This window comes from Paenarthrobacter sp. NPDC089988 (assembly GCF_044748465.1).
Taxonomy (GTDB): domain Bacteria; phylum Actinomycetota; class Actinomycetes; order Actinomycetales; family Micrococcaceae; genus Arthrobacter.
Window position 1 is genome coordinate 22,638 of sequence record NZ_JBIVGD010000029.1, and the last position, 17,960, is coordinate 40,597.

A 17,960-nucleotide genomic window follows, 5' to 3' on the forward strand; every position below is an offset into this window, starting at 1 on the left:
TGCCCGGCTTTGGTGGCACACCCCACGACGGCGGTGCCCGGCTCTTGTGACGATCCACGACGGCGGTGCCTGGGTCTGAGGCCTGCCCTATTTGGTGGCTTCCGTCTGTGCCGTCGCGACCCACTTTGGGTGGGCAAGGGCTTTGAGGGGCGCGGTATTGCGGCGTGTCTCCGGCTGTCGGCGCCAAAGTTGGTCGTGGCGGCACACGACGACGGCGGTGCCCGGCTTAGGGGGGGCCACTAGGACGGCGGCGGTGCCTGGGTCTGAGGCCTGCCCTATTTGGTGGCTTCCGTCTGTGCCGCTACGACCCACTTTGGGCGAGCAGGGGCTTTGAGGGGCTCAGTTTTGCGGCGTGTCTCCGGCCGTCGGCGTCAAAGTTGGTCGTGGCGGCGCACCCCGACGGCGATGCTCGGCTTGGGGGCCAACTAGGACGGCGGCGGTGCCTGGGTCTGAGGCCTGCCCTATTTCGTGGCTTCCGTGCGTGCGGCTACGACCCACTTTGGGTGGGGCAGGGGTTTTGAGGGGCTCAGTTTTGCGGCGTGTCTCCGGCTGCCGGCGCCAAAGTTGGTCGTGACGGCACACGACGACGGCGGTGCCCGGCTTTGGTGGCAACACCGCGACGGCGGTGCCCGGCTGTGGGGGCACGCCACGACGGCGGCGGCGGTGCTCGGCCTTGGTGGCCTGCCTTTTTGTTTGGTGTGTGCGTGCCGCTACGACCCACTTTGGGTGGGGCATGGGTTTTGAGGGGCACGGTATTGCGGCGTGTCTCTGGCCGTCGGCGTCAAAGTTGGTCGTGACGGCACACGACGACGGCGGTGTCCGGCTTTGGTGGCACACGAGGACGGCGGTGCTTGGCTTCGGGCGCGCGGCTGGGCTGGCGCGCGGTAGCCAGGACTTAAATGGAATGGCCCCGGCTCGCTGCAACGTTACGAGTCATACGCTGCACCGAACCGGGACCACAATCTCCGTTCGCATCAGACCCACCGGAGGCATTTAGTGGATCCGTGAATAGCTTATGACAACTCTGTCACATATGCAACTTCATGGGTCAAAAAAATTTCGATGCAAGTGCTGTGATTTACAAAGGCCAACCGTGCCGTTACACCAACTTTGATTCCGAGGAACCCATGCCACGCCGGCTGAGAAGTCTGCAGCCGGTGGGGACGCTGCAAAGTGGATGGTGGGCACGGGGTTTTCCACATAGGGCTGTCTGAGTGCAGCGCGCGGCCTTGGCGGAGCCACAGCATGGGCTGATGGATGTCACTCAATTTCTCCGCAGTCGCCATGGCGCTGCGACTACAGCATCCCTCTATGCAGCTGGATTCACCCGCAGGGGATTGGCTAAAGCAGTCAAAGAGGGCGATATCAGCAGGCTCCATCGAGGTGTGTACATCGCGGAGGACGCCGATCCGGACATCGTGGCGGCGTTCCGGGCCAATGGAAAAGTGACATGCGTTTCCGCCGCCCGGTTCTATGGACTGTGGACGCTCCACGATGTCCCGCTCCATGCTGGTGGGCAGCTCCATCTGAGCTGCGGCACCGGCCTGGCACGGCGGCGGATTGTCCACCACGGCCAGCGCCTGCACCCGGACCACCCTTATCTGCCAGTGGCGGGAGTCGCCGACGTTCTGCTGCATGCCATGCGGTGCCTCCCCGAGTTGGAGGCCCTGGTCATGGTGCAGAGTGCTGTCAGTCATGCGTTGCTGACCACCACGTTCCTGGAAAGCAAGATGAACGGCAACCGGAACGGAGTAATCAGAGCCATCCTGGGCCTCGTCCTGCCGAGGGCCGACTCGCTCTTGGAGGTACTCGCCCATACACATTTCACGCGAGCCGGGTTGCGGGTCCGGATGCACGCGGACGTCCCAGGAGTAGGTGAAGTTGATTGCCTGATCGAGGAATGCCTGATAGTCGAACTCGACGGCGGGACTCACTTCGAGCCGAAACAGGTGAAGAAGGACCAATACCGGAACAATGCAGGACTGCTAGGTGGCTTCACGAGCCTGCACTACTACTATGCAGACGTTGTGTATCAGCCACAAAAGATGGTGGACGAAGTCCTGGCCGTACTCCGGAACAGGGAGGCCGGCCGTTACGGGCCGTTCAGATACCTGGCCAGCCAGCCGCCGTCGTAATTAGTGCCCCAAGCGCTGTACCGCCACGACCGACTTTGAGGGCACTAGGCGGCCGGGAGGCCCGTGCGACGGAGTGTCGCGTCGGCTTCCCGCGCAAAGTGGGTCGTGGCAGTGCAGGTGGCGGGCCGAAAGGGGGGGGAAGGCCGGAGGAGTGCGGCGTGGCGTTACCGGGGGCGGATGGCGCCGAATGACAGAGGTCAGATGGATGGGGCGGATGGGGCCGGATGTCGGGGCCGGGCCTAGCGGCGCCACGCAACAAAACAGCCCCCGGCAACCACAACGGGCTGCCCGGGGGCTGCGAAGCAGGAAACCTAGTCTTCGTCGTTGAATGCCCAGTCGAACATGTCGAAGACGAACTCGGAGAACGTACCTTCCTCGCTCTTCCACTGGCCGCGGGCATTATTGCGGCGGTAGACGATGGGGTCAGGGACACCGAGGTCGGCGACGCGGAAACCCCACGTGAACTGCTCGTCCTCGTCCTCGAGGAACATGAGGAAGCCTTCGTCATCGACTTCGAGTTCCTCGGGATCCCAGAAGTAGTGGTACGCCTCCATGAGGTCTTCGCAGCCGCCCAGGGCGAGGTAGAACTCGCGGAGAACCAGGGGGATGGTGAAGGAGTGCTCGGACAGTGCGTCATCGAGTTCGCCGGGCGTGAGGCCGTCTTCTTCCTGCCATTCATCCTCGAGATACTTTGGGACCAGCGCGCGGAACTTCTCGAGGAACATGTCAGTCATGCTCTAATCCTAGCTAATCCCGGACCCCGGAATTCGCCCCCGGACCAACCCCTGCGCGGTGCCATCCGCGTACGGCCAATGGCACATACCAACCCCGCCGCCAAGCGGTGACACGGAAGGCAAAAACGATGCCCGCAACGAGGCAGGCCCAGAGTCCGTTGAAGTCACCCAGATGCCACAGCAACGTGGTCAAGCCGGCCCCGACGAAGGCCGGGAGGGCGTAGATGTCGCGGTTGTTGAAGAGGGTGGGAATCTCGTTCGCGGTGATGTCCCTGAGGAGTCCTCCGCCAACAGCCGTAGTGACGCCAAGCAGGATGCACGTGACAGGATTCAGCCCCGCCGTGAGGGCCTTCAACGTGCCGGTGATGCAGAACAAAGCCAGCCCGCCGGCGTCGAACAGGGTCAGGAGGGACGTGAACCGCTGGACCGAGGAGAACAAGTAGTAGACCAGCAGGGCGGCCAGCACGGGCGGGGCCAGGTAGGCGGGGTTGGTGAAGGAAGCCGGGGGACCGGCGTCGATGATGATGTCGCGGATGACGCCGCCGCCCAGGGAAACAATGGAGGCAAGCAGCACGGAGCCCACAAAGTCGAACTGCTTCCGTGCGGCCAACAACGAGCCCGAAACGGCAAAGAAGAACACGCCAATGAGGTCGAGCCACAAAAGAACAATGTCGATGGAAATCAAGTGGACTGGTTCTTTCTTAACGCGCTTCACAACAGGTGCTGGCTCAACGTTACGCTAGCTCCCATGAACAGCCCCGTTTTGATCGCCTGTGCCCACGGAACCCGCAACGCCGAGGGGCAAGCAGCCATACGCCAGGTCATGGCTGAAATCGAAGAACTCCGGCCGGGGCTGCGGGTCCTGGAGGCCTATGTGGACGTCCAGGAGCCCGAGCTGTCCGGGGTGGTGGCGGGGCTGCCCGAGGGGACTGAGGCCGTCGTCGTGCCGCTTTTGCTCAGTACCGGCTTCCACATCAAGGTGGACGTGCCCAAAGCGATCAAGACCCGGCCCGAGGTAGTGGCCGCGAAGCCGATTGGGCCGGATCCGCGCTTGGCGGAGCTGCTGGCCGCGCGACTGCGCGCCTCGGGGCTGCAAGAGAACGACGGCGTGCTGCTGGCTGCCGCTGGATCCTCACTTCCGGACGGGTCGGTTGATTCAGAGGAGCAGGCCAGGCTGTTGGCCGAACTCCTGCCGAACAAGGTCCGGGTGGCCTACGGTGCCAGCGCCCAGCCAAACGTGCCCGACGGCGTTGCCTCCTTGCGCGCGGAGCTCGCCGGAAGCGGGGGTCGGGTTTTCGTCGCGTCCTACTTGCTGGCGACCGGGTACTTCCACGACCAGCTGTTCAAGGCCGGTGCGGACGTTGTCTCTGATCCCTTGCTGCCCTCGCCCCTTCTGGCCGAGATCGCCCTGGAACGGTACGACGCTGTGCTGGCTAGCCGCTGACGACGGGTTTGCGGCGGGGGTTGTTGAGGAGTTCCGGGGGCAACTGCTCCAATTTTCTTGCCACTTCCGAACTAGCATCGGAGTCTCCCGCCTGAATGTAGGCGGACTCTTTGGGGTGCAGCAGCGCAACGCCAACGAGCGCCACGGAACCGTTGGGCGTGGCCACCACAGCAGGCACCCGTGGATGGTTCACGCCTACCATTACGTCCACCGTTCCATCTGCGTTGCGCCAGCGCCGCGGTGTTTTTGTTGACTTGATGGCTTGAAGGTTCAACCCTCCGGGTCGTTCCAGAGGCCTGTAAGAGCCTGGGGCCATGGCCACTATTTGTGCAGCGATGTACAGGAGTTCGAACTGCCAAAGCTGGTCGAGCTCATGAATGCCTTTCCCAACCAGCGCCGTGCTTGGAACGTAGACCTCAAGGCCTTCGCCAATGGGCAAAACCCTTCTCCAGGCAGGGGTCGGAGAGGCCGTCGGAAGCCACTATTGAAACGGCCCCGACATTGTCGATCTTCTGGAAAGCTTGCCGGACCCCAGGCCATTGCGGTCCGCCATGAAAGCCCAAATTGAAGACGCCCGTGTAGAGGCTGGGGTCAACGGTTCCGATGCTCGACCACGCTGCGTCCAAGGCGCGCGCGGTCTGCTCAAGGATTCGGTTGTGGGCGCAATCGCCGTCGATCTCCTGTTGCTGACTGGTGGGAGTTTTGACGCCCTTGAGTTCATCCTTGAACCAGTCCGGTATATGTTCCTCGTCCCTGGGAAATAACCTGAGCTCGTCCCAGTAATCCGCTGCTCCGGGCTCCGGCAATTCCCAGGTTGGCTTTTTGTGGTAGTTGTAGGTGGCCTCCCAACCGCTGCCATCGGCGGTGATGGTCAAGCTCATGGAGAGCCAGGTGCCCTTGTGGGGCGAATACATCGTTTGGCGCAGGCGTTTCGCCGCCCCAAACGTGTCATGAGAAATGTTCTGCCGGACGACCACTCGGCGGTCCTGGTACGCGAGCGCCACAAACCTGCATTTGCCGCCTGTTTCCATGAACGTGACAGTGAACTTATCCCACGTGAACTCTGGCGGCCGGGCGGCCCAGAGGCCTTCGGCGATGATTCGTTCCTCGGCGCGTGCTCGTTCGAAGGCATCCGTGGGGTCGGGCAGTTGAGTCATTCCGTCAATGATCCTCATCGGGCTCAGGGGTCCACGTGGCGCCCTTCATTTCTTCCCTGAACCAGTCGGGGATGTGTTCGTCGTCGCGGGGGAAGAGGTAAAGCTCCTGTGCGTAGGAGTCGGCGGACGGCTCACCGAGGTCCCAGTTTGGTTTGTCGTAGTAGTTGTAAAAAACCTCCCAACCGCCGCCTTTGGGAGTTATTTGTATTGACATGGATAGCCATGTGCCCTTCTGCGGACGATACAAGACTTCCCGCAATTTCAAGGCGGCAATTAGCCACGCGTCTTCCGGACGAATCCGATCCACTTCCTGCCCGTGGAGATATACCTTGACCCCCGAACTTCCCCGGCTGCCTGTCTCACGAACTACATACTCGACGATGTCCCATTCGCTGTCCGGGCGGATGCCCCAGAGTCCCTCAGCGATGATGCCTTCAAGCTCTCGCGCCTTTTCGAAGACGGCGTGTTCTTCTGGCTTGGTCATTTTTGTTGCCTCCCCGCGATGTTCTTGAAGTGTGCCTGATCAAACCACTTTCCGTTCACCCACGCGTCGACCTTAATAACTTCGGGCGTCTTGATGCCCGGAGCCCGCAGGAGGGTGATCTCCGCGTCGATCGTGGGCGGGGGAATCTGTGAGGCTTTTGCTTTCAGAGCCTGCTCAAACTTATAGAAATTGTCTGCATTTGCTGAGCTTTGGTTTAGCTCCCGCAGCATGCCCACAACGTTGATTCGCTCTTGGATTCCGTCGAAAAGCCGAGCGATCAGGTGCCCGCCGTCGTATTTCACGCCTGGGGGCAGGAGGTTCAGGCGTCTCAGCTCGTCCATCGCCTCACGGCCGACAATCCCCTGAATCCAGCCGGATCGATGGCCATCACCGATCTCCAGTCCTGCAACCTTGGCATACTCCGTGAGCGCCTCGTGATTGGTCTTGTAGGTGAACTCTCCCTTAAGGCCCTCGACCCTGTACGTCATGTCCGGCAGCGGGTTGTTCAGATCAGGATTCAGCTTGTCCTTGACCTTGTGGATCACGGCTTCCTTGATGGTCCCGTTCGCGTCGGTGGTGAAGGTGCCCCTGCCGGGAACCCGGTACTCGGTGTTGGGCGCGAAGCCTTCCGTGACCTTCGTCCAGGGTGTCCGGGGACCCGGCACTATGGATTCGGGGACATGAACGACGCCGTGCACGCCCGGCTTGGCAGCATCGCGGAGCGCTGCTGGCTTGAGCTGGGAAACAAGCTCGTGGTGGTCGGCAGCCCGCCCCAAAGTACCCATCGCCGGAGGCCTGTGGGCAGCCTGGTCAAGGCGGTCGATGCCGTGCAGCAGGTCGTCTGCGACGTTACCCAACGGTCCTCGGGCATACCCTGCGATCCCGTCGGCAACGCGAACGGCACCGGCGCCGTCGTCGAGCTTGTCCAAAACACGGGCGGTTCCTTCGAGCGCAGGTTTAAGTGCATTGGTCCAGGCCGCACTTTTGGCGGTGGCCAAGGTGTCAAAGACTTTGGCCGCAGTGGTGGGCGCCAAGTGGACCGCGAGCTTTTCCATCATGGCCGCGGCACGCAGCGCTGCCGTTCCCCCGCCAGAGGCCACCGCGGCACCAACGTCGAGGGAGTTCCGGGTCAGCGCGTATTCCCACTCGCCCTTGCTCCAGGACTCCGCCTGGACCATTTCGGGCAGGGCCTGGCTGAGCTCGGCTGCAGCGGCGTCCTGGTCCTCCTGCTTGCCGGTGATGGCCCGATCCAGCCAGATGCCGGGAGAAATGAAGGTTCCGACGTTCCAGAGGGTCCTGCCGATGCCGTTGAGGGTGTCGTCGCTGCTGGGGGTCTCCGCAAGCCCAAGTTCCGGTACGGAAGGCCGCACGATCGACGACATCCAGGTCAGCGAGTAGGCAGAGCCTCCGGCCTCCCACACGGTGTCGAGAATGCCCTGGGCGGCGCCCGCCCAACCGTGCAGCTTGGCCCGTTCAATGGGCGAGCCCCACGGCAGCTTCCCCTGTTCGGCCAAGGCATCCAATGTCGGCGCGTCCACGGCATAGACGTTGGAACTGTCGGCCCGGGCGTCAGCATCGTTGGCGCTGACGTAGCGGGAGCCGCCGTAGACACCACGGATCTTGTTGGCGCAGTCTTGCTCAGCTTCGGCGAACCGGGCCTTGATCTTGTTGAGCTCCGAGAGGAGCCGGTGCTGTTCGTCGATGATCGCCGGAACGGTGGCCCACTCGTCGCCTTTAAGTTGTATTCGTCGGCTCAGGTCCTCGGCGTCCTCGGTCAGGTTGCGTGAATAGGTCTTGACGGTTTGGCACGCACTGGCAAACTCGGACAAGGCGGCGGCGACGATGGATGTACCGTCATTTACGGCAATGGCCGTGGCTTTGACCGGTGTAAAGACAGCCAGGAGTTCGGACAATTCCGGTGTGCGGAATGGTCCTGCCAACCTTCCCCATCCAGCTGCGGTGTCAGCTACCGTTTCCCGGTACCTGTTCCCTGAGGCTTTCAGAGCATCCGCGGCTGTATCCAAGGCAAGCGGATCCGGGACGACTGGCAGTGCCGAAAGGTCCAATCCGGGAACGCCGCCACGGGGCGCAACGCAGGAACCGAAGTCGTTAGCCATGCGATGTTCAGTCACGTTCCGGGTAGCGCTCGAGCCAAACGGTCGGACCGACGTCGGTGACCGGACCGTCGTCGGACGTCACCGCATCAACCGCCATCGCCGAAGCCTGGGACTGCTGTGCCATGAGGGCGTCTGCCCGAACATACGCGACCAAGGCCTGGCCGGTCCCTTCGATGATCCGGTCGGAGTGGGCAGCGATGGACTTCAGGTGGGGGATGAGGGACATTTCCGCGTAGTCGCTGAGGGCTTTCGCCACCAAGCCCCGTCCAACCAGGGTGCCGGCGTTGTCCAAGGCCGTCCCCAGATTCGCCGCCATTTTGTTCTGCTCGTCAATATCGGCCGCAGTCTTGCGGAGCACGGCCTGCGTCCCTGCAGGATCGATGTCCCAGCTGAGTGTCACAAAATCCCCCAAGGAAACGGCCTCCCACACTGAGGAGAGGCGAGACTTGAGAGCATGCTACTGATTGCATCAACGGAAGCTGCAACCGGGAAAAATCCGTGAAAAACGCGTCACGAAACGGCAGTGTGGGACACAATGCGAACCTGCATAAGAGGCCCGGCAGTACAAGGAAGTGGAGCCTTTCGTGACGAAGTGTTTCCTTAGGTGACTCAACATTTCCGGACCTTTGCTGGCGAAATCTGGCCACACCTACCCTCGATATATGACAGAAACAGCTGTAGCCGGTGCGCCCGCGGACACCGCAGTCCCGTCGCGCCCCGCACGCACCCGCCCAGCCGCCAAGCCCCACGGCCAGTGGAAGGTTGACGGCACCACGCCCCTCAATGCCAACGAAACCTGGAAGCAGGAAGACAACGGGCTGAACGTCCGTGAGCGCATCGAGTCTGTCTACTCAAAAGAGGGCTTCGACTCGATCGACGGCACGGACCTGCATGGCCGTTTCCGCTGGTGGGGCCTCTACACCCAGCGCAAGCCCGGGATCGACGGCGGCAAGACGGCGACGCTCGAACCGCACGAGCTTGAGGACAAGTACTTCATGCTCCGCGTCCGCATCGACGGCGGTGCGCTGACCACCGAGCAGCTTCGCGTCATCGGCCAGATCTCCGTGGACTTCGCCCGCGGCTCCGCCGACCTGACGGACCGCCAGAATATCCAGCTCCACTGGATCCGCGTTGAAGACGTCCCCGAAATCTGGCGCCGCCTGGAAGCTGTGGATCTTTCCACCACCGAGGCTTGCGGCGACGTTCCCCGCGTCATCCTGGGCTCTCCGGTTGCGGGCATCGCCAAGGACGAGATCATCGATCCCACGCCCTTGATCCACGAACTGTCCGAGCGCTTCATCGGCGACCCGGAGCTGGCCAACCTGCCCCGCAAGTACAAGACGGCCATCACGGGCCACCCGTCGCAGGACGTGGTGCATGAGATCAACGACTTCGCCCTGGTAGGCGTTGTCCACCCCGAGCTCGGCGCCGGTTACGACCTCTGGGTTGGCGGTGGCCTTTCCACCAACCCGCGCCTGGCTGAGCGCCTTGGCGTGTTCGTTTCCGCCGATGTTGCCGCTGAAGTATGGCTCGGCGTCACGAGCATCTTCCGCGACTACGGTTACCGCCGCATGCGCACCAAGGCCCGCCTGAAGTTCCTCATGAACGACTGGGGTCCGGCCAAGTTCCGCCAGATCCTCGAAGACGAATACCTCGGCTTCAAGCTCCCGGACGGCCCGGCCGCTCCGAAGCCCACCTCGCCGGGGGACCACATCGGCGTCCACGAGCAGAAGGACGGCAAGTTCTTCATCGGCGTTACCCCCACCGTGGGCCGCACGTCCGGTGAGGCCCTCGTGAAGCTGGCCAATACCTTGGAGCAGCACGGCACCTACCGCCTGCGCACCACGCCGCACCAGAAGCTCGTCATCCTGGATGTCGAGAAGGACCAAGTGGAGCCGCTCATCGCCGAACTTGACACCCTGGGCCTCTCCGCCCGTCCGTCCGTGTTCCGCCGTGGCACCATTGCCTGCACCGGCATCGAGTTCTGCAAGCTGGCCATTGTTGAAACCAAGGTCACCGCTGCAACGGCCATCGCCGAACTGGAACGCCGGCTGGCCGACCTCGTGGAGACCAAGCAGCTGCCCCAGGCACTGTCCCTCCACATCAATGGCTGCCCGAACTCCTGCGCCCGCATCCAGACAGCTGACATCGGCCTCAAGGGCATGATGTTGCCAACGCCCGACGGCGACCCCACCCCGGGTTTCCAGGTCCACCTCGGCGGCGGGCTGGCCAACAACGAGCGCGAAGAAGCCGGTTTGGGACGTACCGTCCGCGGCCTCAAGGTCACGGTGGAAAACCTGCCCGACTACGTGGAGCGTGTGGTCCGCAAGTTCGTCGAAGTTGGCGCCGAGGGCCAGACCTTCGCTGAGTGGGCACACTCCGCAGACGAAGGAGATCTCCAGTGACAGTGATTACCAAACGCTCCAACGAAGAGCTCAAGGCACTGGCTGAAGCCGGCGCCGCCGAGCTCGACTGGAACGCGCCGGCCGCCGAGGTGATCGCGTGGGTGGCACGGAACTTCGAGCTTCCGGCGATCACTGTTGCCTGCTCCATGGCTGACGCAGTCCTGCCGGCCCTGGTCGCAGACCAGATTCCCGGCGTCGACGTTTTGTTCCTGGAAACCGGCTACCACTTCAAGGAGACCTACCAGACCCGTGACGAGGTTGCGGCAAACCTGCGGGTCAACGTGGTGGACGTCCTCCCCGAACACACGGTGGAAGAACAGGACACCCTGCTGGGCAAGGACCTCTTCGCCCGCGATCCCGGCCAGTGCTGCGCGCTCCGCAAGGTGGCTCCGCTCCGGCGTTCGCTGGGAGGCTACGAGGTGTGGTTCACCGGCGTCCGACGCGACGAGGGCCCCACTCGCACCAACACCCCCGTGGTCACGTGGGATGAAGGCTTCGGCTTGGTCAAGGTGAACCCCATGGTGGACTGGTCCTTCGACCAGTTGGTGGAGTACTCCGAGGACAACATCCTCCCCGTCAACCCCCTCCTGAGCCAGGGCTACCCGTCCATCGGATGCCAGCCCTGCACCCGCAAAGTGGCCCCGGGCGAAGACCCCCGAGCCGGCCGCTGGTCAGGTACCGACAAGACAGAATGCGGACTACACACATGAGCACCTACACAACTGAGGAGTCCACCGTGGCAGCTGAGGCAATCGAGGTAGAGCCCCGTTCACGCCTGAGCAGCCTGGACACCCTCGAGTCCGAGGCCATCCACATCATCCGCGAGGTTGTTGCCGAGTTCGAGAAGCCCGCGCTGCTGTTCTCCGGCGGCAAGGACTCCGTGGTGATGCTGCACCTGGCTACCAAGGCTTTCTGGCCGGGCAAGGTTCCTTTTCCGGTGCTCCACGTGGATACCGGCCACAACTTCCCGGAGGTCCTGGACTTCCGTGACCGCACGGTTGAGCGCCTGGGCTTGAAGCTGGTTGTCGGTTCGGTCCAGGAATTCATCGACCGCGGCGAACTCGCCGAGCGTGCCGATGGTACCCGTAACCCGCTGCAGACGGTTCCGCTGCTGGATGCGATCCAGAAGAACAAGTTCGACGCCGTTTTCGGTGGTGGCCGCCGTGACGAGGACAAGGCCCGTGCCAAGGAGCGCATCCTGAGCCTCCGCGACGAGTTCGGCCAGTGGGATCCCCGCAACCAGCGTCCCGAGCTGTGGAACCTCTACAACGGTCGCCACAAGGTTGGCCAGCACGTTCGCGCGTTCCCCATCAGCAACTGGACCGAGCTGGACATCTGGCGCTACATCGAGCGGGAGAACATCGAGCTCCCTAGCCTGTACTATGCCCACCAGCGCGAGGTCTTTGCCCGCGACGGAATGTGGCGCGCAGTGGGCGAGGTCTCGCAGCCGCTGCCGCACGAGGACGTCATCACCAAGACGGTCCGCTACCGCACGGTGGGCGACATGTCCTGCACCGGTGCCGTCGAGTCCGACGCGTACACCGTGGCCGACGTCGTCGTCGAAGTCGCTGCCTCCACCCTGACCGAACGTGGCGCCACCCGCGCAGATGACCGCATCTCCGAGGCAGCCATGGAAGACCGCAAGAAGGACGGCTACTTCTAAATGAGCACCGAAACCGCATCCCTGATCGCCGCCACAGACGGCTTGGACTCTGCTCCGCTGCCGTCAACGCTCTTCCGTTTCGCTACCGCCGGATCGGTGGACGACGGCAAGTCCACCCTGGTGGGCCGCCTCCTTCACGACTCGAAGGCGATCCTTGCCGACCAGCTCGACGCCGTTGCCCGCACCTCCGCGGACCGTGGCTTCGGCGGCGACAAGGGCGGCATCGACCTGGCCCTCCTGACCGACGGCCTGCGTGCCGAGCGCGAGCAGGGCATCACCATCGACGTTGCGTACCGCTACTTCGCGACGGACCGCCGCAGCTTCATCCTGGCGGACTGCCCCGGCCACGTTCAGTACACCAAGAACACCGTGACGGGCGCGTCCACTGCGGATGCCGTCGTCGTACTCATCGACGCCCGTAAGGGTGTCCTTGAGCAGACCCGCCGCCACTTGTCCGTGCTGCAGTTGCTGCGCGTTGCCCATGTGATCGTGGCCGTGAACAAGATCGACCTGGTGGACTTCAGCGAGCAGGTGTTCCGCGACATCGAAGCGGACGTGCAGAAGGTTGCACGCGAGCTCGGCCTTGGCTCGGATGGGGTTGCCGACCTCCTGGTGGTTCCCGTGTCCGCCCTCGACGGCGACAACGTGGTGGACCGCTCGGAGCGCACCCCCTGGTACACCGGTCCCGCCCTGCTGGAGGTCCTCGAAACCCTCCCGGCCGCGGACGAGCTCGAAGCCGAACTGGAGAGCTTCCGCTTCCCGGTCCAGCTGGTGATCCGCCCGCAGGGTGCGCTGGCTCCCGACGCCGTAGCCGGTGGCCTGGATGTTGAGGCCTACCGAGATTACCGCGCGTACGCAGGCCAGATCACCGAAGGCTCGGTGAAGGTTGGCGACGAGGTCACGGTACTGACTCCGGGACACGAACCGCGCAACACCACGGTGGTGGGCATCGACTTCGCCGGCCGCTCGCTTGAAGAAGCAGCTGCCCCGCAGTCTGTGGCTGTCCGTTTGGCCGACGAACTCGACATTGCGCGTGGTGACACGATCGCTGCAGCAGGCACCGTCCGCGAAGCTTCCGCGGACCTCTATGCTTCGCTGTGCTGGCTCTCGCCCAAGCCCCTGCGTGAAGGCCAGAAGGTCCTGGTGAAGCACGGTACCCGCACGGTCCAGGCCTTGGTCCGCAGCGTGTCCGGCAAGCTGGACCTCGCCACCTTCAAGTCCGAGCCGGCGTCGAGCCTGGAGCTCAACGACATTGGAAACGCCCAGCTTCGCCTCGCCGCTGCGCTGCCCTTGGAGAACTACCTGCGCCACCGCCGCACGGGTGCGTTCCTGGTGATCGACCCGATCGACGGCAACACCCTTGCCGCCGGCCTGGTCAAGGACCACCCGGGCGACCACGAAGACGAACGTTACGTCATCTAAGGACACGCAAAGACACAGAACCGCGGCTTGTTCGCTGGTCCCGGCCATCCATGGCGGGATATCCGAACAGGCCGCGGTTTCTTTTTTGGAAAGGCACCATGCCCCGGAACACCACTTTGAGCACCCTCCTCGACGCAGGCACGGACCTGGTCCTGGACGGGGCTCTGGCCACCGAACTGGAAGTCCACGGCTGCGATCTTGACGATCCGTTGTGGTCCGCCAAGGTCCTGCTGAAACAGCCTCACCTGATCAAGCAGGTCCATCGGGATTATTTCGACGCCGGTGCCTCCGTGGCCATCACGGCCAGCTACCAGGCCACGCCGGCGGGGTTCGCGCGGCGCAGCCTATCCGTCGAGGAATCGTTGGAGCTAGTGGCCCGGAGCGTCAGGCTGGCTGACGAAGCCCGGCAGGAGTACCTCGCTGCCAACCCCGGTGCCCGCTCCCTCCTCGTTGCAGGATCGGTGGGTCCGTACGGCGCCTACCTCGCCGACGGCTCCGAATACCGCGGCGACTACACACTTTCTTCCGCGGAATTCCGGGATTTCCACCGCCCACGCATCGCAGCGCTCGTGGAGGCCGGGGTGGACTTCCTTGCCTGCGAGACGTTGCCATCGTTCGCCGAAGCCGAGGCGCTGTTGGCGCTCGTGGCGGAGTTCGACGTCGAAAGCTGGTTTACGTTTACGCTCCGGGACAGTGCCCACATCAGTGACGGAACGCCCCTCGCGGATGTGGCAGCGCTGCTCCGCACGGAACCGCGCGTTGCCGCCGTCGGGCTTAACTGCGTGCCGCTGGAACTTGTGGCTCCAGGGTTGGGCGCTCTCCGGAACGCCACGGACGCACCGCTGGTGGCGTACCCGAATTCGGGTGAAACGTACGACGCCGTGACCAAGACCTGGGGACCTTCGGGCGGTGCCGGGGTTGTGGGAACGTTGGCCGGGCACGTGGGTGAGTGGCGGGCGTTGGGAGCCCGTTTGCTGGGAGGTTGCTGCCGCACGAATCCGCGGGATATTGAAGCCCTGGCGGCGAATATGACGCCACATGAACCTTCATGAACCACGATTTCTCCGGGATTGAAGCGAAATATGACAGTCCCTACTGTGAATTCATGACCTCCCTGGAACGGTCCTTCCTTGCCTTCAATGGGCGATATTAGGGGCCCGATCTTCGCCCCGCTTCACATTCCCAAAGCTTCCTAAGGACCTCCCATGGCAAACACCCCCGAGTCGCAGAAGCCTGATCCAGGCACCATCCGCATTGTTGCGGGTGAGTCCAACAAGCCCAAGCGCCGCCGCGTCCTGGAGATCGGACTGGCCGTCGGCCTGGTCTTGCTGATTGGTGCGGGTGCGGCCGTGGCGTCGGTTGTTTCGAACAACAACCAGGCTGCCCCGGCTGTCACCACCTCTCCGGCGGCTGAGCTGAAGCTCGGCTACTTCAGCAACGTCACCCACGGCCCCGCCCTGGTGGGTACCAGCAAGGGCCTCATCGCCAAGGAACTCGGCAGCACCAAGCTCAGCACCCAGGTATTCAACGCCGGCCCGGCCGCGATCGAGGCCCTGAACGCCGGCGCGATCGATGCCACCTACATCGGCCCGAACCCGGCCATCAACTCGTTCGTCAAGAGCAACGGCGAGTCGATCAGCATCATCGCCGGTGCCGCCGCCGGTGGTGCGCAGTTGGTGGTGAAGCCCGAGATCAACTCGGCAGCGGACCTTAAGGGCAAGGTTGTGGCGTCCCCGCAGCTTGGCGGCACGCAGGATGTGGCGCTGCGGGCCTGGCTGGGCCATCAGGGGTACAAGACCAACCCTGATGGCAGCGGTGATGTGACCATCAACCCCACCGAGAACGCCCAGACGTTGAAGTTGTTCCAGGATGGAAAGCTCGACGGCGCGTGGTTGCCTGAGCCGTGGGCCTCCCGTTTGGTGCTGGAGGCCGGGGCGAAGGTCCTGGTGGATGAGAAGGACTTGTGGGAGAAGGGTGATTTCACCACCACCATCCTGATCGTGAACAAGAAGTTCGCCGCCGAGCATCCGGAGACGGTCAAGGCGTTGTTGAAGGGCCATGTTGAGTCGGTGAACTGGTTGAACTCGGCCTCGGCCGGGGAGAAGGCCTCCACCATCAACGCCGTGTTGAAGGACACCGCGGGCAAGCCGCTCCCGACGAATGTGATCGACAGGGCGTTGCAGAACATCAAGTTCACTACCGACCCGCTGGCCGGGACCTACAAGAAGCTGCTCCAGGACGGCGTGGACGCAGGCACCACCAAGACCGCCGACATCAACGGCATCTTCGACCTCCGCGCGCTGAACGAAGTGGAAGGCAAGAAAACCTCCGCCGCAGGACTCGGCCAGGACTAAGCACTACACAGGCTGGTCCGCTTCCACCCCGGACGCGGACCGGCCTTCAGCCGCAACCGGGCCATCCGGCCGCGGCTCACGCAGTACCAGCTTGACGAACAACAAACGAAGGACGGGACCATGCCAGTCGTACTGGAGAACTTGGGCAAACGCTTCGGTGACGGCGCCCCCGTCCTGGACGACGTCAACGCCACCATCGGGCAGGGCGAGTTCGTTGCCCTCCTCGGTGCGTCCGGCTGCGGCAAGTCCACCCTGCTGAACATCATCGCGGGACTGGAGCACCCGACGTCGGGCGCCCTTGAGGTGCCCAGCGACGGCGCGGCCTTCATGTTCCAGGACTCGGCCCTGTTCCCGTGGCTGACAGCGCGCGGCAACATCGAACTCGCCCTGCAGTTGGCCGACAAGTCCAGCAGCAAGGCGAGCCGCCGAGCGCGGGCAACCGAGCTGCTGGAGCTCGTCCACTTGGGTGGTGCCGGAGACAAGCGTCCGCACGAACTGTCCGGCGGCATGCGCCAGCGCGTGGCCTTGGCCCGTTCGCTTGCCCAGGACCGGCAGGTGCTGCTCATGGACGAGCCGTTCGCGGCACTTGACGCCATCACCCGCGACCTCCTCCACGACGAACTTGAGCGGATCTGGAAGGAAACGGGCCGAACCATCATCTTCGTGACGCACAACGTCCGCGAAGCCGTACGCCTGGGCCAGCGCGTCCTGCTCCTGTCGTCCCGCCCCGGCCGTGTGGTTGCCGAATGGGATGTCACTGAAGAACACCGCACCGATGCCGGCCGCGCGGGGGAGCTGACCGGCGTTATTACCCGACGCCTTCGCGAGGAGATCCGCCGCCATGCCAAGTAACCAGACCACCGAAGAGCGGACCCTCCCCGTGAGCGATTCCAACCACATCACCTCGCCGTCCATCAAGGGCAACCCCTCGGAGCTCCGCGACCTCGAGGCCGGCCTGGACAATCTCCAGTCGGACACACGGCGCAAGGCCGGCATTGACTGGAAGCGCATCCTTTTGCCAATCGCAGCCTTGGTGGTCCTGGTGCTCGTTTGGCAGTTTTACGTTTCCCTTGGCCTGAAGCGACGCGACCAGGTTCCCGGCCCGATTGATGTTCTCACCCAGCTGGGCGTCCTGTGGGGCGAGGGCAAGGTCCAGGAATCTGTGTGGACTTCACTGCAGCGTGGCTTGGTGGGCTTCCTGATTTCGGTTGTTGTTGCCACCCCCGTTGGCCTGTTGCTGGCACAGGTTGCTCCGCTCCGACGCGCCTTCGGCCCGTTGATCTCGGGCCTGCAGGTTCTCCCGTCCGTGGCCTGGGTCCCGGCCGCCATCATCTGGTTCGGGCTCACGGATGCCACCGTCTACTTCGTGGTGCTCATGGGTGCCATCCCGTCGATCATCAACGGCCTCATTTCCGGCGTCGACCAGATCCCGCCGCAGTACCGGAGCGTGGGCACGGTCCTGGGTGCCAACCGGGTCCAGATGGCGTTGCAGATTGTCCTGCCGGCGGCCCTCCCCGGGTACATCGGCGGCTTGAAGCAGGGCTGGGCGTTCTCGTGGCGCTCCCTCATGGCCGCGGAAATCATCGCAGTGGGCGGCACCATCGGCTTCGGCCTTGGCTCACTCCTTGACCAGGGCCGGGCGTTGTCCGACATGGCGATCGTGATGTCCGCGATCCTGCTCATTCTGTTTGTTGGCATCCTGATCGAATTGCTCGTGTTCGGGCCGATCGAGAAGCGCCTCCTGCAACGCCGAGGCCTGCTGGCGGGCAGCTCCCGCTAGCCCTTTCAAACCGCGACGAAAGCCCTCTCGAACCGCAACCATCCCGTTCGAAACGCGAGCCCTTACGAAACGCGACGTAAAGCCCGACGGCGACTCCCGCCGTCGGGCTTTCGTGTTCCGACCCTCTCTCACCGAACACCCCTTTCCCGCCGATCCTCTCGCATTGAGTGTGGGGTTAGCCTCTGTTGGTGGACACCTGAAGTAGCGGGATCCTGGGATTCTGCGGGAAGGTGTTCTTGTGAGCACGACACGACGTAAATTCACT

The 17,960-nt window shown here is 63.5% G+C and carries 17 protein-coding genes; 10 read left to right on the plus strand and 7 right to left on the minus strand.

Features of this window, described 5'->3' with window-relative positions; all coding sequences use genetic code 11:
- The first annotated feature begins 1,253 nt into the window (after nt 1-1,253).
- Nucleotides 1,254-2,135 (plus strand): type IV toxin-antitoxin system AbiEi family antitoxin domain-containing protein, encoded by an 882-nt coding sequence (locus ACIPV6_RS22175; RefSeq protein WP_400272969.1) that lies wholly within the window; start codon nt 1,254-1,256, stop codon nt 2,133-2,135.
- 311 nt (nt 2,136-2,446) lie between these two features.
- Here the strand turns inward: ACIPV6_RS22175 and ACIPV6_RS22180 are convergent, their stop codons facing one another.
- Together ACIPV6_RS22180 and ACIPV6_RS22185 are read right to left on the minus strand one after the other, a co-directional pair.
- A complete protein-coding gene (locus tag ACIPV6_RS22180; RefSeq protein ID WP_400272970.1) occupies nt 2,447-2,869 on the minus strand; it encodes a hypothetical protein in 423 nt (140 codons plus the stop codon).
- 13 nt (nt 2,870-2,882) lie between these two features.
- A complete protein-coding gene (locus ACIPV6_RS22185; protein WP_400272971.1) occupies nt 2,883-3,554 on the minus strand; it encodes a trimeric intracellular cation channel family protein in 672 nt (223 codons plus the stop codon).
- Here ACIPV6_RS22185 and ACIPV6_RS22190 point away from each other — a divergent pair, their 5' ends adjacent.
- A complete protein-coding gene (locus ACIPV6_RS22190; RefSeq protein WP_400272972.1) occupies nt 3,555-4,313 on the plus strand; it encodes a sirohydrochlorin chelatase in 759 nt (252 codons plus the stop codon). It begins immediately after the preceding gene.
- On the opposite strand, the gene ACIPV6_RS22195 is transcribed toward ACIPV6_RS22190, so the two are convergent.
- From ACIPV6_RS22195 to ACIPV6_RS22215, 5 genes are read right to left on the minus strand one after another with little or no spacing between them, the layout of a single operon-like run.
- A complete protein-coding gene (locus ACIPV6_RS22195) occupies nt 4,303-4,752 on the minus strand; it encodes a hypothetical protein (protein WP_400272973.1) in 450 nt (149 codons plus the stop codon). The two genes, ACIPV6_RS22190 and ACIPV6_RS22195, sit on opposite strands and share 11 nt — an antisense overlap.
- Nucleotides 4,730-5,470 (minus strand): hypothetical protein, encoded by a 741-nt coding sequence (locus tag ACIPV6_RS22200; RefSeq protein WP_400272974.1) that lies wholly within the window; start codon nt 5,468-5,470, stop codon nt 4,730-4,732. Before ACIPV6_RS22200 ends, ACIPV6_RS22195 begins: the two co-directional genes overlap by 23 nt.
- A gap of 4 nt (nt 5,471-5,474) precedes the next feature.
- Complete coding sequence (locus ACIPV6_RS22205; protein ID WP_400272975.1) at nt 5,475-5,954, minus strand: hypothetical protein; 480 nt, start codon at nt 5,952-5,954, stop codon at nt 5,475-5,477.
- Complete coding sequence (locus ACIPV6_RS22210) at nt 5,951-8,071, minus strand: DNA/RNA non-specific endonuclease (protein ID WP_400272976.1); 2,121 nt, start codon at nt 8,069-8,071, stop codon at nt 5,951-5,953. The genes ACIPV6_RS22205 and ACIPV6_RS22210 overlap by 4 nt, the downstream gene beginning before the upstream one ends.
- A 7-nt stretch (nt 8,072-8,078) precedes the next feature.
- Complete coding sequence (locus ACIPV6_RS22215) at nt 8,079-8,471, minus strand: DUF6507 family protein (protein ID WP_400272977.1); 393 nt, start codon at nt 8,469-8,471, stop codon at nt 8,079-8,081.
- A gap of 262 nt (nt 8,472-8,733) precedes the next feature.
- Between ACIPV6_RS22215 and ACIPV6_RS22220 the strand changes: the two genes are divergently transcribed.
- The 8 genes from ACIPV6_RS22220 (at nt 8,734) to ACIPV6_RS22255 (ending at nt 17,695) form a co-directional block, all read left to right on the plus strand.
- On the plus strand, nt 8,734-10,476 hold the full coding sequence (locus ACIPV6_RS22220; protein WP_400272978.1) for a nitrite/sulfite reductase: 1,743 nt from the start codon (nt 8,734-8,736) through the stop codon (nt 10,474-10,476).
- Nucleotides 10,473-11,186, plus strand: a complete 714-nt coding sequence (locus ACIPV6_RS22225) for a phosphoadenylyl-sulfate reductase (RefSeq protein ID WP_397324422.1) — start codon at nt 10,473-10,475, stop codon at nt 11,184-11,186. The genes ACIPV6_RS22220 and ACIPV6_RS22225 overlap by 4 nt, the downstream gene beginning before the upstream one ends.
- Entirely contained in the window at nt 11,183-12,139 is a 957-nt protein-coding gene (cysD, locus tag ACIPV6_RS22230; RefSeq protein WP_400272979.1) for a sulfate adenylyltransferase subunit CysD, read from the plus strand. The genes ACIPV6_RS22225 and cysD overlap by 4 nt, the downstream gene beginning before the upstream one ends.
- Nucleotides 12,140-13,561, plus strand: coding sequence for a sulfate adenylyltransferase subunit 1 (locus ACIPV6_RS22235; protein WP_400272980.1), 1,422 nt, complete (start codon nt 12,140-12,142; stop codon nt 13,559-13,561).
- Between the two features lie 98 nt (nt 13,562-13,659).
- Complete coding sequence (gene mmuM / locus ACIPV6_RS22240; RefSeq protein WP_400272981.1) at nt 13,660-14,613, plus strand: homocysteine S-methyltransferase; 954 nt, start codon at nt 13,660-13,662, stop codon at nt 14,611-14,613.
- A gap of 153 nt (nt 14,614-14,766) precedes the next feature.
- A complete protein-coding gene (locus ACIPV6_RS22245; RefSeq protein ID WP_400272982.1) occupies nt 14,767-15,915 on the plus strand; it encodes an ABC transporter substrate-binding protein in 1,149 nt (382 codons plus the stop codon).
- Between the two features lie 120 nt (nt 15,916-16,035).
- On the plus strand, nt 16,036-16,767 hold the full coding sequence (locus tag ACIPV6_RS22250) for an ABC transporter ATP-binding protein (RefSeq protein ID WP_397324415.1): 732 nt from the start codon (nt 16,036-16,038) through the stop codon (nt 16,765-16,767).
- Nucleotides 16,757-17,695, plus strand: coding sequence for an ABC transporter permease (locus tag ACIPV6_RS22255; protein WP_397324414.1), 939 nt, complete (start codon nt 16,757-16,759; stop codon nt 17,693-17,695). The genes ACIPV6_RS22250 and ACIPV6_RS22255 overlap by 11 nt, the downstream gene beginning before the upstream one ends.
- The last annotated feature ends 265 nt before the right edge of the window (nt 17,696-17,960 follow it).